At 71.2% G+C, this 23,244-nt stretch carries 21 protein-coding genes, 3 tRNA genes and 1 pseudogene; 12 read left to right on the top strand and 13 right to left on the bottom strand.

The window, feature by feature from the left end; all coding sequences use genetic code 11:
- Nucleotides 1-4: 4 nt before the first annotated feature.
- Entirely contained in the window at nucleotides 5-892 is an 888-nt protein-coding gene (locus ACZ7L5_RS16285) for a DUF2797 domain-containing protein (protein WP_471517175.1), read from the bottom strand.
- Between the two features lie 66 nt (nucleotides 893-958).
- The gene (locus ACZ7L5_RS16280) at nucleotides 959-1,363 is read right to left on the bottom strand and encodes an HGxxPAAW family protein (protein WP_471517173.1); all 405 of its coding nucleotides are present in this window, start codon (nucleotides 1,361-1,363) and stop codon (nucleotides 959-961) included.
- 90 nt (nucleotides 1,364-1,453) lie between these two features.
- Here ACZ7L5_RS16280 and ACZ7L5_RS16275 point away from each other — a divergent pair, with 90 nt between their 5' ends.
- Nucleotides 1,454-1,936, top strand: coding sequence for a MarR family winged helix-turn-helix transcriptional regulator (locus ACZ7L5_RS16275; RefSeq protein WP_471517171.1), 483 nt, complete (start codon nucleotides 1,454-1,456; stop codon nucleotides 1,934-1,936).
- 25 nt (nucleotides 1,937-1,961) lie between these two features.
- Here the strand turns inward: ACZ7L5_RS16275 and ACZ7L5_RS16270 are convergent, their stop codons facing one another.
- Nucleotides 1,962-2,213, bottom strand: a complete 252-nt coding sequence (locus ACZ7L5_RS16270) for an isochorismatase family protein (protein ID WP_471517169.1) — start codon at nucleotides 2,211-2,213, stop codon at nucleotides 1,962-1,964.
- On the opposite strand from ACZ7L5_RS16270, the pseudogene ACZ7L5_RS16265 reads away from it, so the two are divergent.
- The 3 genes and pseudogenes from ACZ7L5_RS16265 to ACZ7L5_RS16255 all read left to right on the top strand — a co-directional run.
- A pseudogene (locus ACZ7L5_RS16265) lies at nucleotides 2,163-2,585 on the top strand (ATP-binding protein); the annotation flags it as partial. The gene ACZ7L5_RS16270 and the pseudogene ACZ7L5_RS16265 sit on opposite strands and share 51 nt — an antisense overlap.
- A gap of 4 nt (nucleotides 2,586-2,589) precedes the next feature.
- Entirely contained in the window at nucleotides 2,590-3,435 is an 846-nt protein-coding gene (locus tag ACZ7L5_RS16260; protein WP_471517167.1) for a PP2C family protein-serine/threonine phosphatase, read from the top strand.
- Between the two features lie 44 nt (nucleotides 3,436-3,479).
- Complete coding sequence (locus ACZ7L5_RS16255; protein ID WP_471517165.1) at nucleotides 3,480-4,511, top strand: MASE1 domain-containing protein; 1,032 nt, start codon at nucleotides 3,480-3,482, stop codon at nucleotides 4,509-4,511.
- Between the two features lie 276 nt (nucleotides 4,512-4,787).
- Here ACZ7L5_RS16255 and ACZ7L5_RS16250 read toward each other — a convergent pair.
- Both ACZ7L5_RS16250 and ACZ7L5_RS16245 read right to left on the bottom strand, forming a co-directional pair.
- Nucleotides 4,788-4,860 (bottom strand) — tRNA-Arg (locus ACZ7L5_RS16250).
- A 203-nt stretch (nucleotides 4,861-5,063) separates the two neighbouring features.
- Nucleotides 5,064-5,154 (bottom strand) — tRNA-Ser (locus ACZ7L5_RS16245).
- Between the two features lie 192 nt (nucleotides 5,155-5,346).
- On the opposite strand from ACZ7L5_RS16245, the gene ACZ7L5_RS16240 reads away from it, so the two are divergent.
- Together ACZ7L5_RS16240 and ACZ7L5_RS16235 are read left to right on the top strand one after the other, a co-directional pair.
- Entirely contained in the window at nucleotides 5,347-5,856 is a 510-nt protein-coding gene (locus ACZ7L5_RS16240) for an SSI family serine proteinase inhibitor (RefSeq protein ID WP_471517163.1), read from the top strand.
- Between the two features lie 310 nt (nucleotides 5,857-6,166).
- Nucleotides 6,167-10,474 (top strand): hybrid sensor histidine kinase/response regulator, encoded by a 4,308-nt coding sequence (locus tag ACZ7L5_RS16235; RefSeq protein WP_471517161.1) that lies wholly within the window; start codon nucleotides 6,167-6,169, stop codon nucleotides 10,472-10,474.
- A 219-nt stretch (nucleotides 10,475-10,693) separates the two neighbouring features.
- Here ACZ7L5_RS16235 and ACZ7L5_RS16230 read toward each other — a convergent pair whose 3' ends face one another.
- The 6 genes from ACZ7L5_RS16230 to ACZ7L5_RS16205 all read right to left on the bottom strand — a co-directional run bounded on the left by ACZ7L5_RS16230 (nucleotide 10,694) and on the right by ACZ7L5_RS16205 (nucleotide 16,562).
- The gene (locus ACZ7L5_RS16230) at nucleotides 10,694-12,337 is read right to left on the bottom strand and encodes a long-chain fatty acid--CoA ligase (protein ID WP_471517367.1); all 1,644 of its coding nucleotides are present in this window, start codon (nucleotides 12,335-12,337) and stop codon (nucleotides 10,694-10,696) included.
- 312 nt (nucleotides 12,338-12,649) lie between these two features.
- Nucleotides 12,650-13,210, bottom strand: coding sequence for a SigE family RNA polymerase sigma factor (locus ACZ7L5_RS16225; RefSeq protein WP_328880611.1), 561 nt, complete (start codon nucleotides 13,208-13,210; stop codon nucleotides 12,650-12,652).
- Nucleotides 13,211-13,381: 171 nt separating this feature from the next.
- Entirely contained in the window at nucleotides 13,382-14,548 is a 1,167-nt protein-coding gene (locus tag ACZ7L5_RS16220) for a lipid-transfer protein (protein ID WP_471517159.1), read from the bottom strand.
- Complete coding sequence (locus ACZ7L5_RS16215; RefSeq protein WP_471517365.1) at nucleotides 14,545-14,937, bottom strand: MaoC family dehydratase; 393 nt, start codon at nucleotides 14,935-14,937, stop codon at nucleotides 14,545-14,547. Before ACZ7L5_RS16215 ends, ACZ7L5_RS16220 begins: the two co-directional genes overlap by 4 nt.
- 29 nt (nucleotides 14,938-14,966) lie before the next feature.
- Entirely contained in the window at nucleotides 14,967-15,947 is a 981-nt protein-coding gene (locus ACZ7L5_RS16210; RefSeq protein ID WP_471517158.1) for a bifunctional MaoC family dehydratase N-terminal/OB-fold nucleic acid binding domain-containing protein, read from the bottom strand.
- A gap of 288 nt (nucleotides 15,948-16,235) precedes the next feature.
- A complete protein-coding gene (locus ACZ7L5_RS16205; RefSeq protein WP_328880608.1) occupies nucleotides 16,236-16,562 on the bottom strand; it encodes a hypothetical protein in 327 nt (108 codons plus the stop codon).
- A 378-nt stretch (nucleotides 16,563-16,940) separates the two neighbouring features.
- Between ACZ7L5_RS16205 and ACZ7L5_RS16200 the strand changes: the two genes are divergently transcribed.
- From ACZ7L5_RS16200 to ACZ7L5_RS16180, 5 genes are all read left to right on the top strand, one after another.
- On the top strand, nucleotides 16,941-17,807 hold the full coding sequence (locus ACZ7L5_RS16200) for a bifunctional DNA primase/polymerase (protein WP_471517156.1): 867 nt from the start codon (nucleotides 16,941-16,943) through the stop codon (nucleotides 17,805-17,807).
- A 108-nt stretch (nucleotides 17,808-17,915) separates the two neighbouring features.
- Nucleotides 17,916-18,347 (top strand): hypothetical protein, encoded by a 432-nt coding sequence (locus ACZ7L5_RS16195; protein WP_471517155.1) that lies wholly within the window; start codon nucleotides 17,916-17,918, stop codon nucleotides 18,345-18,347.
- Nucleotides 18,348-18,471: 124 nt separating this feature from the next.
- Nucleotides 18,472-19,002 (top strand): DinB family protein, encoded by a 531-nt coding sequence (locus ACZ7L5_RS16190; protein ID WP_471517154.1) that lies wholly within the window; start codon nucleotides 18,472-18,474, stop codon nucleotides 19,000-19,002.
- A gap of 16 nt (nucleotides 19,003-19,018) precedes the next feature.
- Nucleotides 19,019-19,489 carry an amphi-Trp domain-containing protein gene (locus ACZ7L5_RS16185; RefSeq protein ID WP_471517152.1) on the top strand — a complete coding sequence of 157 codons (471 nt, stop codon included), beginning with the start codon at nucleotides 19,019-19,021 and terminating at the stop codon, nucleotides 19,487-19,489.
- A 111-nt stretch (nucleotides 19,490-19,600) separates the two neighbouring features.
- Nucleotides 19,601-19,954, top strand: a complete 354-nt coding sequence (locus ACZ7L5_RS16180; RefSeq protein WP_471517150.1) for a VOC family protein — start codon at nucleotides 19,601-19,603, stop codon at nucleotides 19,952-19,954.
- Between the two features lie 294 nt (nucleotides 19,955-20,248).
- Here ACZ7L5_RS16180 and ACZ7L5_RS16175 read toward each other — a convergent pair.
- Both ACZ7L5_RS16175 and ACZ7L5_RS16170 read right to left on the bottom strand, forming a co-directional pair.
- Nucleotides 20,249-20,335, bottom strand: a tRNA-Ser gene (locus tag ACZ7L5_RS16175).
- A 147-nt stretch (nucleotides 20,336-20,482) separates the two neighbouring features.
- On the bottom strand, nucleotides 20,483-22,051 hold the full coding sequence (locus tag ACZ7L5_RS16170) for a S1C family serine protease (protein ID WP_471517148.1): 1,569 nt from the start codon (nucleotides 22,049-22,051) through the stop codon (nucleotides 20,483-20,485).
- A gap of 275 nt (nucleotides 22,052-22,326) precedes the next feature.
- Between ACZ7L5_RS16170 and ACZ7L5_RS16165 the strand changes: the two genes are divergently transcribed.
- On the top strand, nucleotides 22,327-23,154 hold the full coding sequence (locus tag ACZ7L5_RS16165) for a glycerophosphodiester phosphodiesterase (RefSeq protein WP_471517146.1): 828 nt from the start codon (nucleotides 22,327-22,329) through the stop codon (nucleotides 23,152-23,154).
- Nucleotides 23,155-23,244 lie beyond the last annotated feature (90 nt).

Below are 23,244 nucleotides of genomic sequence, written 5' to 3'. Positions count from 1 at the left end.
GCCGTCAGAACAACCCGTCCTGCACGCTCGCCTCCCGCTCCCTGAACTCCCGTACCGGCATGGTCAGTTCGCCGCCCACCCCATCTCCGGCCGTCGGCACCAGCTCCCACCCCGTCATCAACCGCGTGTCGACCACGACCACCCCGCCGCCCGTCTCCACATGCAGATCCGGCCCCGCAGCCGCCACCAGCCGCCCGCTCACCGCCCCGCCCGCGACCAGCTCGGTCACCTGCCCGACGGCGGGCGGTAGATCCGTGAGCCCGAACACCCCGGCGTGGTCGACCGGTTGGCAGGGCTCGCGGGTGAGTGACTCCGGCCAGGCGGGAAGGGCAACGGCCCGGGCGTGCAGGTCCGCCACCTCGGCGGCCCGCTCCGCCGCCGACGCCGGCAGCGCGGACCGCAGCGCCCGCTTGTCGGCGTACGGAATCCGGTCCGGCACCCGCAGGGCCGCCCGCAGCAGTTCCTCCGTGCGTCGTGCCGCCATCAGCGGCCCCGCGCCCAGCCAGCTGAAGCAGACCGCTCCCTGTTCCAGGAGCCGGGCCGGGCCTCGCTCAAGGGCGGTGATGCCGACCTTGGTCATCCCGGGGCCGAACCAGGCCAGATATACGTGGTACGGGCGTGGGTCGTCCGCGATCGTGTCGGCGGCCACCGAGTGCGCCCGGTCCAGCCGCGCGCACTCCTCGCACCGCGCCCCCGTGCTCCGCCCCGGCACGACCGCCCGCACCGGACACGCATGCCCCCGCGCTCCCACGCATGTCCGCACTCCCCCTTTCGCGACCCCGAAGGCCACCCGTTTCCCCCAGGTCAGCCCTGAGCGCCGGCCACCGTCCCACACCAGCTCAGGGCCGTCCGCCGACCAACGCAGCCCCTTGCATCTCCATGCCTGTGCCATCGCTCTTCGAGAGTAGAGGCAGGCACTGACAACGCCCGTTCAGCGGCCCATCGGCCTCAGTGCGCTTCAGCGTGCTTCAGCGACAGCGGGCTCCTGCTCGCCCGTGACAGTGACGGCCTCGGACGTCGCCGCGGCCGTACCCCGCTCCAGTGCCCGTCCCCGTTCCAGTGCCCGTCCGCGCCCCCGTCCCGCCAGTCGGCATCCCCAGCAGTCCGCGTGCCCGGCCCGGGCGCTCAGGTCGCGCGCCCCCATCCGCCACTGATCGCGCGGCCGTACGCCCGGAGGCTTGCCCCAGCCGGTGAGGTGCAGGGCCCACGTGACGAGGACGCTCGCCACCGTGATGCCGAGTCCGCCTGTGATCAGCACGGCCGAGACCGTACATATCCCCGCCCCCACCACGGCGGCACCGATCGTCGCGATCGCGGTTCCGGTCCACCCTGCGACCGTATGCCCCTCGTCATACTGGCTCATGTGCCTGCTCCCTCCTCGTAGGCAGCGAATCTCTCACGATGTAAGAAGTTTAGCGACTCAATCTCTCACGAGCTAAGGCAATCAGAAAAGATGCAAGCCAAGCCGCGTCCCGCCGCCACTCCGGCCCAGGCACTGGAGGCGATGGACTCCCTCATCGCGGCCCACCTGCTCGGCCAGCAGGAGATGGCCCAGCGGCTGGGCCTGAACATCACCGACCTGCTCTGTTTCGGCTGCGTCCTGAAGGCCGGCGAGAACCTCCTCACGGCGGGCGACCTCGCGGAGCACGCCCACGTCACGACCGGCGCGATGACCGGCATCCTCAACCGGCTGGAACGCGCCGGATTCGTCACCCGCCGCCCCGACCCGGCCGACCGCCGCCGCGTCCGCGTGGCCGCCGTCCCGTCCGCGGTCACCCGCGTCGAGGCCCTCTACGGCCCCTACTACGCCCGCCTGACCGACCTCTTCGCCGACTACTCCGCCGACGAGATCGCCGTACTCACGGACTGGTTCACCCGGACAACGGGCCTCGCGCAGGGCTACATCGACGAACTCCGCGACCAGGACAAGACCTGACACCGGCCTCGCCGCGAGCCCTGGCTCAGTCCCACCGCGCGCCCTCCAGGTACCCGGTGACACGTTCCAGGGGCCACACCTCGCCGATCTTGTGCCGGATGTCGAAGAGGTTCGCCGCGTGGACGTCCGGGTCCCGGTCGCCGACCGCCTCCTCGACGACGACCGGGACGAACCCGTGCTGCATGGCGTCCAGCGCGGAGGCGCGCACGCAGCCGCTCGTCGTCAGCCCGCCGATGAGGAGCGTGTCGACGCGGTTCGCGGTGAGGTACGCCGCCATGGCCGTTTCGAGCTGATCTGCGAGGTGTTCGACGGCAGCCTGACCATGCCGCGCATACGGCGGGCGACGGAGACGGACGAGGGGGGCCGGGGGCTGCAACTGGTCACCGCACTGTCGCAGCGGTGGGGGACGCGGTACACGGCGATGGGGAAGTGCATCTGGACGGAGCAGGCGTTGCAGCCGGCGGCGGACCCGCTGGAGCGGATGTTCCTGGACGTGGCGGGTCTGCCGAGCTGCTGGGGCTGCCAGGGTCGGTACCGGGCCAGGAAAACCCTCCAGCTGCCGGGGTACCGTAAGAGCGCCACAAATATGAGGCAATGCCTCATATGCGCCGTATGCCACATAAAGCGCTCCGCAAGAACCGGGGTGTGACGCCATGGCCCACCGCCGCACCGAATCGGCCGGTACCGCCAGAGAGCTGTTGCAGCAGCTCGGGGACCTCACGGGCCGGATCATGGACCAGATCAAGCTCCAGCAGGCGCGCGTCGAGCTCGCCGCCGCACTCCAGCGCCAGGTCCTCGCCGCGAAGCTCCCCGCTCTGCCCGGCCTGCAGGCGGCGGGACGGTACACGCCGGCGCGGGGCGGGCTGGACATCGGCGGCGACTGGTACGACGGCTTCCTGATGCCGGACGGCTCGGTGGGCTTCGCCATCGGGGACGTACAGGGCCATGACGTCGAGGCAGCCGCACACATGGGGCAGGTGCGGACCTGTCTGCGCGCCGTCGCGACCGCCACCACGGACCCCGCGGAGATACTCGGACGCACCAACGACCTGCTCGTCGCCATGGCCTCCGAGCTGTTCGTGACCTGCTCGTTCCTGCGCTTCGACCCGACCACCGGTGAGCTGTGCGACGCCCGCGCCGGGCACGTCCCGGCCGTCTGGGCCTCGGCCGACGGCCGCTGCGAGATCGTCCTGCACGACGGCGGCCTGCCCCTGGGCATCCACGCCGGCGAGCGCTACCCGTCGTCCTGTCGGCTGCTGACCGGCGCGGGCGCGTTCGTGCTGCTCACCGACGGTGTGGTGGAAGGCCCCGACTACCCGATCGACGACGGCATGAAGAAGGTGGCCGACCTGGTCGGCGACGCCTGCTGCACCGACCCGGACGCACTGGCCGCACAGGTGATCAAGGTGGCGGACCTCACCGGCCACAACGACGACGCGGCCGTCCTGGTGCTTCGCTACGACAGCCTCGGGGAGCGCACGCGGACCGGCGGAGGGTGAACGGCCATGCACGAGCGGGACGACGACCGCTGCGGTGGGCAGCGATGACGGCGCTGCCGCCCGGCACGCCGCTCCGGCGATACGGCGCCGAGGGCCTGCGCATGGCTGCCGTGACGGCCGCCTACTACGGCAGCGCCGAGCTCGGTCTCGAACAGGAACTGGTACGAGGCCAGGTCACGCCCTTCTGGCCGCCGACCGGCATCGCACTCGTCGCCCTGATGCTCTGGGGGCTTCGCATGTGGCCGGCCGTCGCGGTCGGGGCGTTCGTGGTGAACGTGACGCTCGGACCGTCGATCCTCCCCGTGCTCGCCATCGCGGCCGGCAACACCATCGCCCCGATCTGCGCCTGTCTCCTCCTGCGCCGCGCGGGATTCCGCCCCGCTCTGGACCGACTGCAGGACGCCCTCGCACTGGTCTTCCTCGGCGCCCTGGGCGGCATGGTGATCAGCTCGACGATCGGCACGGGCGTCCTGGTGGCCGCCGACGCGCTGCCGGCCGGTGACTTCTGGGCGACCTGGTCGGTGTGGTGGACGGGCGATGCGATGGGCGTCCTGTTCATCGCCCCGCTCCTGCTGGCCGCCCGCACCGCCCGCCTGCCCCGCGGCTCGCCGGTGCTGCGCGGCGCGGAGGCCCTGCTCCTGCTGGGCGGCACGGCGACGATCACCCTGGTCGCCACCCACAGCTCGGTCAACCTCCTCTTCCTGGTCGTCCCCTTCCTCATCTGGGCGGCCTTCCGCTTCCAGCTCCTCGGCGCCGCCCCCTGCGCCCTGACCGCATCCATCGTCGCGATCACCGCGGGCGCCGTGGGCTCGGGCCCCTTCGCCGGCCAGGACCTCCTCGCCAAGATGGTCATCCTCCAGGCCTTCAACGGCACCGTGGCCCTGACGGCCCTCCTGCTCTCAGCAGTGATCACCGAACGGAACCAAACCCTCCAGGCCCTCCAGGACGCCTGCGACGACCTCACGGAGGCCCTGACCCAACTCGCCCCGGACCACCCCCCTCACCACGCGCCCAGCCAGGCCCGACCCGACTCCGACACGGACGAACGGAGAGCCGGCGCACGAGACTTCAGATGACGCCTGGATCTGCGCAGACCCGCGGCGTCGGACGACCGCAGCCACATCGCCACCGTCGAACCGGTCGAACCCGCCGAACCGTCCGCTGTCTCCTGCCCCTTGGACTACTTCCCCACGGACTGAGCGACAGGGTTGTCCACAGCGGCCCGCACCGAGATCGCCGCTCCCGGTGTTCCTCCGGGTCGAGATCCCGGCCCGCCCAGCACTGCGGTCCTCTTGGCCCGACCCATGAAAACGCCAAAGGCCCCGGATCTCTCCGGGGCCTTTGAACTGATGTGCACTCGGCAGGATTCGAACCTGCAACCTTCTGATCCGTAGTCAGATGCTCTATCCGTTAAGCTACGAGTGCTTGTTGTTCTGTTTTCTCGCCGCTCCCGGCCCTTCCGGCCCGCTCGCGGCGACAGGAAGAACATTACATGACTGCCGCCGCCATGTGAAATCCGTTTGCCGCACCCCTTGTGACCTGCGGAAACGGCCTGATCGGGGCGGGTCTCAGGGGTGTCGCAAAACGCCGAAGCCCCGGTCCTGGGACCGGGGCTTCGTGATCTAGCGCGGAGGCGGAGGGATTTGAACCCTCGATGGGCTTTAAGGCCCAAACCGCATTAGCAGTGCGGCGCCATAGACCGGACTAGGCGACGCCTCCAGCACAGCCGCCCGCGCGAGCGCGAGTGGTGCGTGCAGATGATGACACAGTCGAGCGTGCTGTCACCAATCGACCTCCACGGTACTAGGCGGGTAGGCCGCAGGGCAAAGCTCTTCCCGGCGTGCTTCGCGGAGCGCCGGGCAGGGAGAGGCGGGGCCGCAACGTACGCGAGGGTGCGGCGTTAGTCAGGTCATGTTGCAGGTCGACCGTTCCGCCCCGGCCCGGCGCCTTCGCCGGCTGCTCTTCGTCGCCGCCGGCTCTCTCGTCGCCGCCGGTTCCACATCCGTCGTGCCCGCCGCCGCGCACGCCCAGGCCGCGCCGGTTCCCCTCGCGTCCCCGTCGCTGAAAGAGACCGGCCGCTCCGGCGACCACCTCACCGTCACCGTCCGCAACGCCGGCGGCGCCGCCGACGGGACCTATGAGCTCTCCTGCCACCCGGCCGGCGGCGACCACCCCGACGCCACCGGCGCCTGTGCTGCGCTCGATCGCGGGAGCAGGTGGGGCAAGGACACCTTCGCCCCGGCGGCGCGGGACGGCTTCTGCACCATGCAGTACGGCGGGCCGGCCACCGCTCGTGTCACCGGGACCTGGGCCGGGCGCCCCGTCGACACGCGGTACGACCGCAGCAACGGGTGCGAGATCGACCGCTGGGACCGGCTCGTGCCGCTCCTTCCCGACCTGCGGCAGCAGGGACGGCCGTAGCCGCACGACAGCACCGGGGCGCCGTACGTCAGGAAGCAGGGGGTCCGGTACGCCGTCGCACAGGGGTTCCATGGGGGAAGCATCGGCTCCGTAAAAGTCCCGCGAAGGTCTCGCGAAGCCCGAAGGACGCTGGCAGGACGTCGGCACAGGCGGACATACGTTCTGGGTCACTTCGTCGTGCGACCTCCCTCTCATCCGACGTCGCGAGCGCAACCCCAGCCTTTAGACTCCCTCGCGTGACACGTCGCGGGCCGGTTGGCAAGATGGCCCGAGCGGTCGGCAAGGTGCGGTAACAGGGAGGAAGCGTCTCGTGAGCAGCAGGCCATCCCGAGGCGCTGCTCGCCTCGCAGCCATACTCGACGCGCTTCCCGATGCGTTGGTGCTGGTCAACGCCAATGGGACCGTCGTCAACGCCAACACCATCGCCCTGGAGGCCTTCGAGGCGCCGGGGACGGCTCTGGTGGGGCGGGGGCTGCTCGATCTGCTGCCGCAGTTCGACTCCAAGCTGATCCCGGGGTCCATGCGGCGGCCCGACCACATGGACCCGCAGGGCCGGACCAAGCCGACCCGGATGATGGCCCGCCGGACCGACGGCAGCGAGTTCCCCGTCGAGGTCACGTCCGCGAACCTCGAAAACGGGCAACAGGCCTACGACGGATACGGCTACGGCGGTGACGAGCTGCTGATGCTCGTCGTACGTGATCTGACCGGCACCGTCGACACCGAGGCCGAGCTGGCGCGTTCGCAGCGGCAGACCGAGATGATCCTGCGGGCCGCTTCGGAGGGTGTCGTCGGCACCGACACCGACGGGCGGATCGTCCTCGTCAACCCGGCCGCCGCTCAGATACTGGGTTACCGGGCCAGCGACCTCGGTGGACGCGAGCTGCACACGCTCGTCCTGCACTCCCGTGTCGACGGGTCGCCCTTCCCGTACGAGGAGTCCGCGCTCGCCGACACCCTGCGCTCGGGGCGCAAGCACCGGGTGCGTGGGCAGGTGCTGTGGTCCAAGGGCGGGGACGAGGTGTCCGTCGACCTGACGACCGCGCCCGTGCGCGACGGCGACCAGCTCGTCGGCGCCGTGATGACCTTCACCGACCGTCGGCCCTACGACGCCCTCGCCGAGGAGAAGACCACCGCCGAGGAGCGGCACGCCGAGGAGCTGGAACGGCTCGCCGAGGAGCACGCCTCGGAGCTGACCGCCCTGCGGCAGAAGCATGTGAGCGAGGTCGAGGAGCTCCAGGAGCTGCACGCCGAGGAGCTCGCCGCCGGCGAGGAGCGGTACGCCGCCCTCGGGGAACGGGAGAAGGACCGGTACGAGGCGCTGGCGGCTCGGCACGAGCAGTTGCTGACGCTGCTCGCCGGCTCTCTCCGGGGCCCCCTCGACGAACTCCGCCGCGAACTGGCTGCGCTCGCCGCCGACGACGCCGGGCAGCTGTGGCCCGAGGCCAACCAGGTGCTCCATCACCTGTCGGCCGGCTACTCCCGGATCACGACGCTCATCGACAACGTCCTCGGGTACCAGCAGCTCGACTCGGGGACCGGCCAGGTCTCCCGTACGAAGGTGATGCTCGACGCCGTCGTCGCCGCGGGTGTCGACGGGGCCGTCGAGCTCATCGGGCCGGGCCGGGTGCAGTTCGCCGTGCACGCGCCGCCCATCGAGGCCGAGGTCGACCCGCAGCGCCTCGCCACCGCGCTCGCGCATCTCGTCGCGGATGTCGCAGGGGTCGACGCGACCGGGAACTCACCCGTGTCGGCGGGCGGTTACATGGACAACACCGTCGTCGTCGCCGCGGCACAGCGCGGGGAGGTCGTACGGATCGAGGTGCGCGGGCCGTATGCCGGGGGAGACCCGGTGCACGAGCCGATCGTGCGCGGGATCGTGCGGGCGCACGGCGGCGTGCTGCAGACGCACGACGTGCCGGGGATGAGCGGCAGTGCGTACGTCCTCGAAGTGCCCATCGGGGGTGGGGCGGGAGCCGTTCCGGCCGCCCCCGCGGACGGCGTCGCGCCTGAGGCCGGTGACGGGACCGAGGGGGCCGCTGCGGCCACCGGTGCCGAGCAGAGTGCCGGCGGCGGGCGGCGGCGGGCCCGGCGGTCCTCCGTGGACGCCTTCCTGGAGAGCGACACGCCCGGTGCCGACGCCGATTCCGGTGACGCGGAGGGCTCTGCGCCCACCGGGCGACGGCGCAGGCGTGCGGCAGCCGCCACTCCGGAACTGCCCCAGGGTGGGTCGGACGCCGGCGGCGAGGCCTCCGGCGGTACCGGACGGCGGCGCGGACGACCTGCCGAGGACGGCGGGGACGGCGGCGACGACGTCTCCGAGGGGGCCGTCGTCACGGCCGCCGAACATGCGGCGGGGGCCGCGGCCACCGGGAACGGCCTCGGCGGGACCGTACCTCCGCAAGGGGTGCCCGCTCCCGGCGGCCGGCGCGCCCGGCGGGACGGCGGCGAGCAGCACGCCTTGCCGCCCGCCCTGCCCGCGGCCGGCGCCTCCGCTTCGGCTTCGGCTTCCGGGTCCGGTACGGCCGGCCCGGGCGACGCTCCTCAGCCGTCCGGACGGCGTCGACGTGCCCTCGCCACGGCCGCCGAGCGGGGTGCCGCGCAGGCGCAGGAGGCGGGGCCCCGTCCGGTGTTCGCGCTGCCGCCCGCCGCGGCGGACCGGACTGCTGCCAGTAAGGGGGAGGGGCACGGCGGTGGTGAGCCGGCTGCGGCTCCCTCTACGGCGCCGGCCGCGGCCGCGGCCATGACGCCGGGTGTGGCTGGCGCGCCGGGTGCGCCTGTGGCTGCTCCGGGTGCGGTCCCAGCTCCCGTGCAGGCGCAGGTTCAGGTTCCCGGGCAGGTTCAGGTACCCGGGCAAATTCAGGTACCCGGGCAGGGCGCTCCTGGGGACGTTCTTGTCGACGAGGGCCGGCACGATGCCGTGCCGCACGATCAGGCCGCGGACCACACCCCGCCGCAGCCGCATCCGACCAGCGCGCCGACCGGACGTCGCCGACGGGCCGTGGGCCAGCCGGGTGCGGAGCACCCCGCACCGCCGGTTACGGACCAGCCCGCCCGGGCCACCGCGCCGAATCCCGCCGCGCCGAGCGGGCCCCTCCCCGCCGAGGCGGCCCCCGAGCAGGGCACCCCGGCTCAAGGCACTCCGGCCCCGCAGCCGTGGCCCGCCGCCGATGACACCCCGGACGCCGGGACTGCCGTACCGGCGAACGTCGCTGCCGGCACGCCCGTGCCCCCGCAGGCCGCGCCTGGCGCCCCCGTACCGCCGAAGCCGAACGGCACCCAGCCCGCGCAGCCCCAGCCCGCCTCGGGCACGCCGGCTCCGGGCACCCCGTTGCCTCCGGAAGCGGCAGGTGCGGCCGGTCCGTCGGAGCGGGCGGCCCAGCCGCTGCCCGCCGAAGCCACGGCTCCCGGTGCCCCGGCCGCCCCCATCGACCCGAACTCGACGCAGGGCCGGGCGATCAGTGTGCGGACGTTGGGGCAGGGGGTGCCGTTCACGCGGCAGGCTGCTCAGGTGCAGCAGCCGACGTCGCCGTCGGCCACGCCTCCCCCGCATCAGACCAGCGGCGGACGGCGCCGCAAGCTGGGTACGCCGCCCGACCCCGCCGCGCGGCCCGGCGCTTCGCCGGAGCAGGCGGCGCGGCCGCATCCACCGACCGAGCAGCCGGTACCCGCGCAGCCGCAGCAGTCGCTCGGCGGGCAACCGCAGTCCCAGCCGCAGCCCCAGCCGTCGCCGGCCGGGCAGTCACGGCTGGCGCCGACGGGCGAGGCGGCCGGACGGTCGTACGCCATAGGCGCACCGGACGAGAACGCCGCCGAGGGACCCGAGCCGCTGGACGGGCCGGGCGGGGCCATCGAGGTCGCCGACACTCCGCGCCCGCAGCCGATGGACGATGAGCTTCCGCCGGAGCCGCTCGACAACCCGCGGCGGCTGCTGGTGTGGCCCGCGCCGGATGTGACGACCCAGCAGGCGCTGAGCGACCGCGGCTACCGTCCGGTCATCGTGCACTCGCGCGAGGAGGTCGACGCGCAGATCGCGGCGTTCCCTGCCGCCTTGTTCGTCGACCCGCTGACCGGGCCGATCACGCGGACCGCGCTGCAGTCGCTGCGGCAGGCCGCCGTGGCGGCCGAGGTGCCGGTGATGGTGACCGCGGGCCTCGGACAGGCCTCGCGGGAGGCGGCGTACGGCGCCGATCCTGCCGTGCTGCTCAAGGCGCTGGCGCCGCGGGACAGTGAGCAGCACCCGCCGCGCGTGCTGCTGATCGAGGAGCACGCGGAGATCGCGCTGGCGCTGACCGCGACGTTGGAGCGGCGCGGGATGCAGGTGGCGCGGGCCGCGAGTGATGCCGACGCGGTGGCGCTGGCGGGTGACTTCCGGCCGAACCTGGTCGTGATGGACCTGCTCCAGGTGCATCGGCGCCGGGCCGGGATCGTGGACTGGCTGCGCGCGAACGGGCAGCTCAACCGCACCCCGCTCGTCGTCTACACCGCCGCCGTCGACCAGGCCGACCTGCCCCGCCTGGCCTCGGGCGAGACGGTGCTGTTCCTGGCCGAACGGTCCACGAGCGGTGAGGTGCAGTCTCGGATCGTGGACCTGCTGTCGCGGATCGGGACCAACTAAGGACCGGTGAAGCGCCCCGAAAGGGGCGCGGGACTGTTTCGAGATGCGGTTTCGATGTGCCGTTTCGATGTGCGGTTTCGAGGTGCGGTTTCGATGAGCGGTTTCGATGTGCGGTCACCGCCGCGTGGGGCGAGCAACCACGGATCACCCGCAGCCGCCCGCCCTACGACAGTTCCCCGCAACGACGCCCCGTCAGGGCCGTCAGAGCCGTCAGAGCCGTCAGAGCTGGGTGACGTCCAGGCCGCCCTCGGCGTACTGCCTGCGCAGCACCTTCTTGTCGAACTTGCCGACGCTCGTCTTCGGCACCGCCGCGATGACCGTCCACCGCTCCGGCAGCTGCCACTTGGCGATCTTGCCCTCGTCGGCGAGGAAGGCGCGCAGGGTCTCGAAGTCGGCGTTGGCGCCCTCCTTGAGGACGACAGTCGCGAGCGGGCGCTCGCCCCACTTCTCGTCGGGGACGGCGACCACGGCGGCCTCGGCGACGTCCGGGTGGGACATCAGCGCATTCTCCAGGTCGACCGAGGAGATCCACTCGCCGCCGGACTTGATGACGTCCTTGGCGCGGTCGGTGAGGGTGAGGAAGCCGTCGGGGGAGATGGTGCCGACGTCGCCGGTCTTCAGCCAGCCGTCCTCGCTGAACTTGTCGGCGGGGCGCAGCGGTTCGGCGTCGGGGCCGTTGTAGTACGCGCCTGCGATCCAGGGGCCGCGCACCTCCAGCTCGCCCGCCGACTCGCCGTCCCACGTGATGCGCTCGCCGCCGGGGCCGGTGAGCCGGGCCTCGACACTCGTCGGGAAGCGGCCCTGGGTGAGCCGGTAGGCGAACTCCTCCTCCGTGCCGACCGCGTGGGCCGGCGGCCGGGCGACCGTGCCGAGCGGGGAGGTCTCCGTCATGCCCCAGGCGTGGCAGACCCGCATGCCCAGGTTGTCGAACGCCTCCATGAGCGAGGGCGGGCAGGCCGAGCCGCCGATGGTGACCTGGCCGAGGGTGGAGACGTCCCGGGGGTTCGCGGTGAGCTCGGCGAGCAGGCCCTGCCAGATGGTGGGCACGGCGGCCGCGTGGGTCGGCTTCTCGCCCTCGATCATCTGCGCGAGCGGCGCGGGCTGGAGGAAGCGGTCCGGCATCAGCATGTTGACGCCGGTCATAAAGGTGGCGTGCGGCAGCCCCCAGGCGTTGACGTGGAACTGGGGCACCACCACGAGCGAGGTGTCCTGGTCCGTCAGGCCCATCGACTGAGTCATGTTGACCTGCATGGAGTGCAGGTAGATCGAACGGTGCGAGTAGACGACGCCCTTCGGGTCGCCCGTGGTGCCGGAGGTGTAGCACATGGCGGCGGCCTGCCGCTCGTCCAGCTCGGGCCAGTCGTACACCGTCGGCTTGCCGGCGATCAGGTCCTCGTACTCGTGGACCTGGACGGAGGCGCCCGCGAGGAGGGAACGGTCGCCCGGACCCGTCACCACCACGTGCTCGATCGGCTTGAGGTGCGGGAGCAGCGGGGCGAGCAGGGGGAGGAGCGAACCGTTGGCGATGACCACGCGGTCGGCCGCGTGGTTGACGATCCAGGCCAGCTGCTCGGCCGGAAGCCGGAGGTTGAGGGTGTGCAGGATCGCACCCATGGAGGGGATCGCGAAGTAGGCCTCGACGTGCTCGGCGTTGTTCCACATCAGGGTCGCGACGCGTTCGTCGCCGACCACGCCCAGGTCCTCGCGCAGGGCATGCGCCAGCTGGGCCGCGCGGGCACCGACCTCGGCGAAGGAACGGCGGTGCGGCTCGGCCTCACCGGTCCAGGTGGTGACCTGTGATGTTCCGTGGATCGTCGACCCATGGGCCAGGATCCTCGAGATCAGCAGCGGTACGTCCTGCATCGTGCTCAGCACGGCGTCCTCCCGGGGGCGACATTGCCTACGCGGTAGTAAGGGTTGCGGAGATTCTGCGCGCATACCGCGCGGTATGTCACTAGTACCGGCTGATCGATCACGTCACGTTGCGTTCACGGGGCTGTGACGGTAGGCGGAGCCGGGGGGTGAGCAGGCCGCCGGGCAGGGGTGGGAGGCGGGGCGGGGGCGGGGCGGGGGGCGGGACGGTGGAGAGGCCGGCAGGCAGGGGTGGGGCGGTGGCCGTGCGTCGGCGTCGGTCGGACGCCTGCGCCTGCGCCTGCGCCTGCGCCTGCGCCGGTCCTACCGGGCCAGCACCAGCTCAGGGTCCTCGCGGAGCTTGCCGAGGGCTCTCGACACCGCCGACTTCACCGTGCCGACGGAGACGCCCAGCACCTCGGCCGTCTGAACCTCGCTGAGGTCCTCGTAGTACCGCAGGACGACCATCGCCCGCTGCCGCGCCGGCAGCCGCATGATCGCGCGCCACATGGCGTCGTGCAGCGCCTGCTGCTCGGCCGGGTCGGCGTCATGGCCGAGGGTGGGCTCCGGCTCGGGCAACTCATCGCAGGCGAACTCGTCGACCTTGCGCTTGCGCCACTGCGACGTCCGCGTGTTCAGCAGCGCCCTGCGCACATAGCCGTCGAGCGCGCGATGGTCCTCGATGCGCTCCCAGGCCACGTATGTCTTGGTGAGCGCGGTCTGCAGCAGGTCCTCCGCGTCGCACGGGTTCGCGGTCAGCGACCGGGCGGTACGCAGCAGCACCGGCTGGCGGGCCCGCACGTACGACGTGAAGGAGGGATACGTCGCGTTCGGAAAGGACCGCGTCGCGGCGTCGGAAGCGCTGGTGCAGACGGGTGTGGTCATGGCTCCACGCTATGAGCGACCCCTACTTCAGCGGATCGGCCGCAGGTGCCGAAGCAACGTCCGCCTCAGGTTGTAGGGGTGGGGCTGACTCCACCTCCTGAAGGTGGACGAGCGACGGACGCATACTGCGGGATTACCCCTGAGGGTCACCCGCCGCCGGCGAGGCCGGGGTCACCCGTCGCCGGCCAGGACCAGCCCGGATGTCGGCACCCCTGTCCCCGCCGTCACCAGCACTCTCTCCACCCCGGGTATCTGGTTCACCGACCTCCCCCGCACCTGCCTCACCCCCTCCGCGATTCCGTTCATCCCGTGCAGATACGCCTCCCCGAGCTGCCCCCCGTGTGTGTTGAGCGGCAGCCGCTCCTCGGCCACGAAGTCCGCAGCCTCCCCCTTTCCGCAGAACCCGAACTCCTCCAGCTGCATCAGCACAAAAGGTGTGAAGTGGTCGTACAGGATGCCCACGTCGATCTCCCCCGGCCCCAGCCCCGCCGTCCGCCACAGCTGCCGCGCCACCACGGCCATCTCCGGCAGGCCGGTGAGGTCGTCCCGGTAGAAGCTCGTCATCTGCTCCTGCCCGCGCCCGGCGCCCTGCGCCGCCGCCGCTATGACGGCCGGCGGGTGGGGCAGGTCACGGGCCCGGTCGACGGACGTGACGACGATCGCCTGGCCGCCGTCCGTCTCCTGGCAGCAGTCCAGCAGCCGCAGCGGTTCGACGATCCAGCGCGAGGCCGCGTGGTCGGCGAGGGTGATGGGTCTGCCGTGGAAGTACGCGGCCGGGTTGGTCGCGGCGTACTTGCGGTCCATGACCGCCACATGTCCGAAGGCCTCCGGCGTCAGCCCGTAGGTGTGCAGATACCGCTGCGCCGCCATCGCCACCCAGGAGGCCGGGGTGAGCAGCCCGAACGGCAACGACCAGCCGAGCGCCACGCCCTCCGCCGACGGCTCCCGGTGCTGCACTCCCGAGCCGAAGCGCCGCCCCGACCGCTCGTTGAAGGCCCGGTAGCAGACCACCACCTCCGCAATCCCCGTGGCCACGGCGAGCGCCGCTTGCTGGACGGTCGCGCAGGCCGCGCCGCCGCCGTAGTGGACGCGGGAGAAGAAGGACAGGTCACCCATCCCGCACGCCTGGGCCACGGCGATCTCCGGGCTGGTGTCCATCGTGAACGTCACCATCCCGTCCACGTCCCCCGGCGTCAGCCCCGCGTCGTCCAACGCGGCCCGCACCGCTTCCACCGCCAGCCGCAGCTCGCTGCGCCCCGAGTCCTTGGAGAACTCGGTGGCCCCGACACCGACGATCGCCGCCCGCCCGGCGAGGGCGTCCCGCGTCCGCACGCTCATGCCGGTCCCTCCGACACGGTCACCGTCACTGTCCCGGTCACGTGCTTGCCGATGCCGTTCGCGCCGGTCACCCTCACCGTGGCCGTGCCGCCGTCGACTTCCTCGACCCTGCCCGTCAACACCATCGTGTCCCCGGGGTAGTTGGGCGCCCCGAGTCGTATGGCCACCTTGCGCAGGACGGCTGTCGGTCCGAAGTGGTCGGTGATGTAGCGGCCGACCAGGCCGTTCGTCGTCAGGATGTTCATGAAGATGTCGGGGGAGCCCTTCTGCCGGGCCAGCTCCGCGTCGTGGTGCACGTCCTGGTAGTCGCGTGAGGCGATGGCGCCGGCGACGATCAGCGTGCGGGTGATCGGGACCTCCAGCGGAGGCAGTTCGTCACCGGCCCTCATGTGCCTCACCGCTACTCCCTCACCGCCCGTCATGTGTCCGCCTCCTGCATCTGCTCAGCCTCCTGAACGCGCCAGACCGGCAGCACCAACTCCTCCTCGTACTGCTGGAATTCCAGCCGCACCGGCAGCCCGATCCGCACCTTGTCGTACGGCACCCCCAGCACGTTGCCGATCATCCGCACCCCTTCGGCCAGTTCGATCAGGCCGACCGCGTACGGAGGGTCGAAGGCGGGGAACGGCGGATGGTGCATCACGACGTACGAATAGACCGTCCCCTCGCCACTCGCCTCGACCGTGTCCCAGTCCAGCCCGCCGCAGGCGTTGCAGCCGGGCAGCCAGGGGTGGCGCAGGGTGCCGCAGCCGGTGCACCGCTGGACGAGCAGCCTGTGCTGCTCCACGCCCTCCCAGAAGCCGGCGTTGTCGCGGTTGACGACAGGGCGGGGGCGGGCGGGCCTCTGTCGCCGGTCCGGCTGTGACGGCTTCGGCCCTGTCCGGCGTATGGGCGCGTACTTGAGGATGCGGAAGCGGTGGGTGCCGGCGAGGTCGGGGCCGACGCGGATGTCCATGCGGGTGGTGACGAAGTACCCCGTGCCGAGCTTCGTCGTCTTCTTCTCCGAGATCGACTCGATCACCGAGTCGAAGGTGATCTCGTCCCCCGGCCGCAGGGGCCGTAGATACTCCTGCTCGCAGTCCGTGGCGACCACCGAGGTGAAGCCCGCTGCGTCGAGCAGGCCGAGCAGGTCGTCATACGCGTGCGTGCGTCCCGTATGGCCCACGAGACCGCTCATGGTCCACGCCTGGAGCATGGTGGGCGGTGCGATGGCGTCCGGTCCCGAGTACGCCGGGTTGGTGTCGCCCATCGCCTCGCACCAGTGCCGGATCATGGGCGCGTTGACGGGATCCCGGCCCGCACGGGCCACGGCGGCCCACCGGCCCTCGTAGGCCTTGAGCCGCGTCTCGAACTCGTCGCCCGCCTTCACCTCATGGCTCACCACCGACTCGTAGCTCACCGTCGCCCCCTCGTCCTTATTGCCCCACGGCGCATCGCACTGACATCGCTCTGACACTTCTGGTACACCGCGACCGCCGATCCGGTTCCCACCACTTCTCGGGAACGTCCACGAGGCCCCACGAAGGTTTCTGACTGTCCGTCAGATACGACACACTGTCAAGGCCACGGAAAAACGCCTGCGCGGCGGTACCGAAGTACCGCCGCGCAGACGCGCTACACCCCACAGAGCACACCCCGCACACTCCGAGGAGGCCGGTGTCTGAGCACGGGACACCGACCCCTCAGCTCACCACCAGAGCGGCGTGAAGTTGACGGCCGTGTTGTCGTTGCCCTGGTTGACGGACGTGAACGCGGAGCCGTTGACCTGGGCCGTGTTGCTCTGGTTCGAGGCGCCGGAGCCGGTCGCCTGCTGCTGGGTGGTGGACGAGTTGCCGTAGTTGTCGCCGCCGACCCCGCTGCCGATGAGGCCCTGAGCGGCGTTCGTGACAGCCGCGCTGGATCCGTCGTCCGCGAAGGCGCCGTTGTCCGCAGTCGCGACGCCGGTGAAGAGGGCGGCGGCCAGCGGGAGTGCGGAGACGGCGGCGATGACGCGGGCGGTACGGATGCTTGCCATGTTTGTTCCTCCAGAACAGGTGCGTCCAGGCTCCCCGCCGGACGCATTGGTGGTGCATGAAGTACTGCTCTCTCCAAGGCAGTTGGCCGACCGCCCCGGAGTTCTGCACGACGTCGCGAGATCAGAGTTGCCCACCGAATCCCCGGCGAACCACCCCGGAAGCACCTATTCGCCCTCAAGCGTGATGACAAGTCGATAAACCCCTTTCACCACTTCCATCTCCCAAGCCAGGGCAGTACGGGCAGCTCCACCCCAAGCCGCACAAGGGAGGAAAGGTTCCGGCGCACTTCCGGCCAATCCCCGCCGATCGGCGCGTCACCCGGCGAGTCGCCCCCTCCCCCTCTTTCTTTTTTCGAACACACGTACGAACATAGAGGCATGGCCACCACCGACCGGCAGGCCACGACGCTGGCCCTCGCACACGCCCTGTCAGCCGCCGAGCGCGGACTGGCCGTCATCCCCCTGTCCCGGACGAAGCTCCCGGCCCTGCGCTCCCCGCATCGCGACGACCCCGCCCCCGCGCCCTGCCACGGCGAGTGCGGCCGTTTCGGGCACGGGGTCTACGACGCCTCCACCGACCCCGCCCGCATCCGCGAGCTCTTCGCCGCCGCCCCCTGGGCCACGGGCTACGGCATCGCCTGCGGCCTGCCCCCGCACCATCTGATCGGCATCGACCTCGACACCAAATCCGGTACGGACTCCTCCGCCGCCCTGCGCGAACTGGCACTGCGCCACCTGTTCACCATTCCGCCCACGGTGGTCGTCCTGACCCCGAGCGGCGGCCGCCACCTCTGGCTGACCGGCCCGGCCGACGTCGTCGTCCCCAACTCGGCGGGCCGCCTCGCACCCGGCATCGACATCCGCGGCGCCGGCGGCTACCTAGTCGGCCCCGGTTCCCGCACCGACCACGGCACCTACAGCACCGCTCCCGGCACCACCCACATCACCCCCGCGCCCTGCCCGCGCGCCCTCCTGCGCCTTCTGCTCCCCCCGCCCCGCACGCACCACTTCACGCCCCTGGCGGCCGGCGGCCACGGCCAGGGGCTCGTCCAGTTCGTGCTCGCCGCCCACGAGGGCCAACGCAACACCCGCCTGTTCTGGGCGGCCTGCCGCGCCTACGAGGACGGCATCGGCCCCGCGCTCGTCGACCCCCTTGTCGAGGCGGCGCTCAACACCGGCCTGACCGAACGCGAGGCCCGCGCGACGATCGCTTCGGCGGCGCGGATGACGGGGCACCGGCCCTGACGGGCGCAGACGTCCGACCGAGGCCCTGAACCGACCGAGGCCTTGAATCCGACCGAGGCCTCGAAAATGCACGGGAGCTCGATGCACCACCGCCCTAGAGTGCCGACCATGTCGCTGACCCGTGTCGTCCTCACGTCCGGCCGCTCGCTCGACCTCTCCGAGCTGCAGTTCTCCTCGACGTACGGCGGAATGCTGGAGGGCTACCCGTGCAAGCCGGTCAACGACATGAAGATCAAGGGCCTCGTCGGTGCCGCGGAACGAGACCATCCTTCCGTGCCGGTGCACGTCGTGCCGCCGCCGCGCGAGTATCCCGACCAGTACGCGGGCGCGTTCGGCCCGGTCGAGGTGCTGCCCTCCGTGGCCTGCGTCGGCGCCTTCCGCTCCACGCCCCTCGACCGCGACCACGACCCGGTCCTGCACCGCTCCGCCCTCACGATCATCTGGTTCCAGCCCACCACGCACGTGCCGTACGGCTGCGACGCGGAGGACGCGCTGCGGGAGGTGGACTGGGAGGGGTTGGCGCGGGACTACGAGCTTTAGCGCTCTGCGCGCCTTAGCGCTCTGCGCGCCTTAGCGCTCTGCGATCTTCAGCGTGCTGCGGAGTAGCCGCGCCGTGGAGAAATCGGCTTGCCCCGTGGGGGAGCTCCCGTGCCAAGGTCGGCCGATGAGCGTTTCCCGACGTGACCTGCTGCGCTGGCAGTTCGATCTGACCTGGGCGCTGTTCGAGTACCACCTCGACCGGCTCCGGCCCGAGGACTTCCTGTGGGAATCCGGACCGCACTGCTGGACGGTACGCCGTGCCGCAGACGGCACCTGGGCGCCGGACTGGGCGGAGACCGAGCCCGAGCCCGTCCCGGTGCCGACGATCGCCTGGGTGAGCTGGCACATCGGCTGGTGGTGGAGCGTGGCCACGGACCATCTGCGGGGACGCCCGCCCCGGGAGCGGACCGACGTCACGTGGCCCGGCGCCGGCACGGCAACCGTTGCCTGGCTGCGCGACCTGCGCACGGACTGGCTGGCGGCACTGGAGGGGCTCGACGAGACGGGCCTGGAGGCCACGGCGACGTTCCCGTGGCCGAACGACCCGCAGTACACGATCGCCCACATGATCGGCTGGGTGAACGCCGAGCTGATGAAGAACGCCGCGGAGATCGGGCAGTTGAGGCTGCTGCGGGCGAGCCGGACGGGCGGCTGACCTGGGCGTTCACTGCATGGCGCTACGAGATGTCCAACTCGGCCTGCACCCCCAGAATGGGCATTACCAGGTGTTTTGTGCGCCGGATCGGATCGGAGACGCCATGACGGACCTCAAGTTTGAGCAGAAGCGGTCCCTGTCCCGCCTGGAGGCGGCTGATCAGCTGGCGGCGCTCGCGACCGCCTTGCGGCAGGGCGGGGACGCCGAACTGGAAATCGATCCCTGGAAGTTGAGCCTGCGGATCCCCGACGACATCCACAGCGAAATCGAGTTCGAGGTCGAGGACGGGGAGATCGAACTCGAGATCGAGCTCAAGTGGCCGATCACATCGGCTGCCCGGACGGCGCCATCGCCGACGACGGAAGAGCGGACCGCCACGAAGCGGACCACGGCGAAACGGACCACGGCGAAGCGAGCCACCGCGAAACGAACCACCGCGAAACGAGCTGCCGCTGCCGCGAAGGGGACCGCCGCGAAGAAGTCCTGAACCTCGTCGGCACGGCACTTCGCAGCGCAGCACGCAACAGCCCGGGGGGGGAGAAGCGACGAGCCGAGGAAACGCCTGATCTCGACGTCACGGTGTGTCTAGGCTCCGTACATGACCTTGGAATGGGAACAAGTAATCGTTCACTCGGCGGATCCGGTGGCCCTGGGGCAGTGGTGGGCCAGGGCTCTTGGTTGGGTCGTGGTCCACCAGGATGATGACGAGTTCGAGATCCGCCCGGAACCGGATCGCCTGCCAGGGTTGGACTTCGTCCGGCTCGACGAGGCAAAGAAAGCCAAGAGCCGGCTGCATCTCGACTTCAGGCCGGATGACCAGGCCGCCGAGGTGGCTCGCCTCGAGGCCCTCGGCGCGAAGCGTGTCGACATCGGCCAGGGCGACAAGTCCTGGGTCGTCATGGCAGACCCCGAAGGCAACGAGTTCTGCATCCTTGGGCAGCGGCGTCAGTGAGAACCACTGAGAGCGCGCGCATCCATCAACGCCTGCGCTGATAGGCCAGGACGATCCCGATCGTGGCCAGCACCACGACCAGGACGACGAACCAAGTGGGCATTGAGTCGAGCCCTTTGTAGGCGATCGGGGCGGTCATGCGCATCGGACCTCCTTGGACGGCAGCACTCTCCGAGTGCCCGTCGTCGAGATCGAGATGCTCCGCCCCCGGAGCCGCCTCCGTGCAGGTATCACGCACCAGAACGGCCCCTGACCGATTTACCAGGTCAGGGGCCGTTCGCACTGCTTATCGCGCGGTGGGTGTGGGATTTGAACCCACGGTGACATCGCTGCCACGACGGTTTTCAAGACCGTTCCCTTAGGCCGCTCGGGCAACCCACCTCGGCCCCGGCCCACCTGGGGCGGAGCGGCTACAGCCTACCGGCCGCGCGGGCTGTGCGGGGTGCGCGGTCCGTTTGGGGCCAATGGCTCCGCCGTCGGGAGGGGTTGGTCGGCGGAGCCGGGCGTACGCGCGCGTGGCGGTCGGTGTCAGCTGTCGCCCGTGCGGGAACCCAGGGTCAGGTCGACCGTGCGGGACTGGCTGCCCCGTTCGTAGGTGATGGTGACCTTGTCGCCGGGCTCGTGCGTCCAGATCTCGCCGATCAGGGTCGGGCCGGAGTCGATCACCCGGTCGTCGAGCTTGGTGATGACGTCGCCGGGCTTGAGGCCGGCCTTGGCGGCGGGGCCGCCCGCCTCGACCGCGTCCGAGCCGCTGGCGCCCTGCTCGGTGATCTTGGCGCCGTCGGTGGTGTCCTCCAGGGAGACGGAGGCGCCGATCTTGGCGTAGACCGGCTTGCCGGTCTTGATCAGCTGCTGGGCGACGTACTTGGCCTGGTTGATCGGGATGGCGAAGCCGAGGCCGATCGAGCCGGACTGGCTGGTGCCGCCCAGGCCGTTGGCGGCGGACTGGATCGCGGAGTTAATGCCGATGACGTTGCCCTGGGCGTCCAGCAGCGGGCCGCCGGAGTTGCCGGGGTTGATCGAGGCATCGGTCTGCAGGGCGCTCATGTACGAGGCGTTGCTGCCGGTGCCGTCGCTGGAGGCGACCGGGCGGTTCTTGGCGCTGATGATGCCGGTGGTGACCGTGTTGGAGAGGCCGAAGGGGGCGCCGATCGCGATCGTCGAGTCGCCGACGGCCACCTTGTCGGAGTCACCCAGCGTCAGCGGCTTGAGGTCCGACGGGGCGCTCTTGAGCTTGATGACCGCGACGTCGTAGCCCTGCGCGTTGCCGACGACCTCCGCGTCGTACTTCTTGCCGTTCGCGAAGGTCGCCGTGAGCTTGCCGCCGTCGACCGCGTCGGCCACCACGTGGTTGTTGGTGACGATGTGGCCCTCGGTGTCGAAGACGAAGCCGGTGCCGGTGCCGCCCTCGCCGCCGCTGCTCTCGGCCTGGATGGTGACGGTGCTCGGCAGCGCCCTGGCCGTCACGCCCGCGACAGTGCCCGGGTCGCGCTTGACGGAGCCGCCGCTGTCGGGGGCGGAGACGGTCGTCGAGGAGGTGTTCTCGTTGTTCTTGGCCAGCGTGTAGCCGAGGCCGCCGCCCAGGCCGCCCGCGACCAGCGCGGCGATGAGAACCCCGGCGAGCAGCCCGCCCCGCCCGCGGCCGGACTTCGGCTCCGGCTGCTGGTAGCCCGCTCCCCAGCCGGTGCCCGCGCCGGAGCCGCCCGCACCGAAACCACCGGCACCGAAGGCACCCGCACCACCCGCACCGGCGCCGCTGTCGGCGTACTGCGGGGTGCCGGGCGGCGGCGGGGGCGGCCAGGACGCGTCGGGGGCCGAGCTCTGCGGCACGGGGGCCTGCGCAGGCTGCTGGGCTCCGTTCGAGGCGGCCTCGCCGGCGGGCGGCTGAGAGCCGTCGGCGGCCGGGGCCGCGTACGGCTGCGTGCTGTTCGAGCCTGCCGGGGCGTCACTCGGCACCGGCGGGATCGAAGCGGTCGGGGCGTCACCGCCCTCGGGAGCCGGACGCTCCTGGGACGCCGGAGCAGCAGGAGCATCCACCGGCACTGGGGGTGCGGACGGGGCCGGGGGTACCGCGGCGCCCTCGTTCTCGGTGCTCACAGCTTCTCTCCTCGATCCACGGCTGTTGATATCGGTCGCACTCGGTCACGCCCGTTCACGCTGCAGTAATTGTCGGCTGTCGGTGCGCTTCAGCTGTGCATGGCTTTTTGTATGCCGTCAGCTTTTCCCACGGGCCGTCAGAGCACCATAAGCGGTTGCTGTGGGTCCACGGCCACTCTTTATATAGGTCATGTGCGACTAAAAGGGCACAATCCGAGCGTCTTTACGACTCCTCCGGTCCCACGCCTACCCCCGCTCGGTGGCACCATGACGCGGTGACCCAAGCACGGCAGCAGCAGATCCAAGTCGTCGCCCATCGCGGAGCCTCCGAAGACGCCCCCGAGCACACCCTGGCCGCGTACAAGAAGGCCATCGAGGACGGCGCGGACGCCCTTGAGTGCGATGTACGCCTCACCGCCGACGGTCACCTCGTGTGCGTCCACGATCGTCGCGTCAACCGTACGTCCAACGGCCGCGGCGCGGTCTCCGCGCTGGAGCTCGCCGAGCTCGCCGCCCTGGACTTCGGCTCCCGCAAGAACCGCGACTCGTGGAAGAACCGGGCCGAGGAGCCGGACTGGGAGTTCCGGCCGGAGGACCCCGAGGACACCTCCGTACTCACTCTGGAACGGCTGCTGGGGCTCGTCGCCGACGCGGGGCGGCGGGTGGAGCTGGCGATCGAGACGAAGCATCCGACCAGGTGGGCGGGGCAGGTCGAGGAACGGCTGCTGCTTCTGCTGAAGCGGTTCGGGCTCGACGCGCCCGCCTCGGCCGCGGAGTCCCCGGTGCGCGTCATGAGCTTCTCCGCGCGCTCGCTGCATCGCGTGCGTGCCGCCTCGCCCACGCTGCCCACTGTTTATCTGATGCAGTTCGTCTCACCGAGGCTGCGGGACGGACGCCTGCCGGCCGGCGTCCACATCGCGGGCCCCTCGATCCGGATCGTGCGCAGTCACCCCGCTTACGTGGAGCGCCTGAAGCGGGCCGGTCACCAGGTGCACGTCTGGACCGTGAACGAGCCACAGGATGTCGACCTCTGTGTCGAGCTGGGCGCCGACGCCATCATCACCAACCGCCCGCGCGCGGTGCTGCACCAGCTCGGCCGCTGACACACGCTGACACACAGGGGAACCCCTTGAACCCCTTCAATCCCTGCGCAACCTCTTGACCCCTGAACCCCTCCAGCCCCATTCTCCACT

The sequence above is a fragment of the Streptomyces sp. NPDC107528 genome (genome assembly GCF_055639295.1).
The sequence above is the reverse complement of the archived record's forward strand: the minus strand, read 5'-3'. Positions and strand labels throughout refer to the sequence as shown.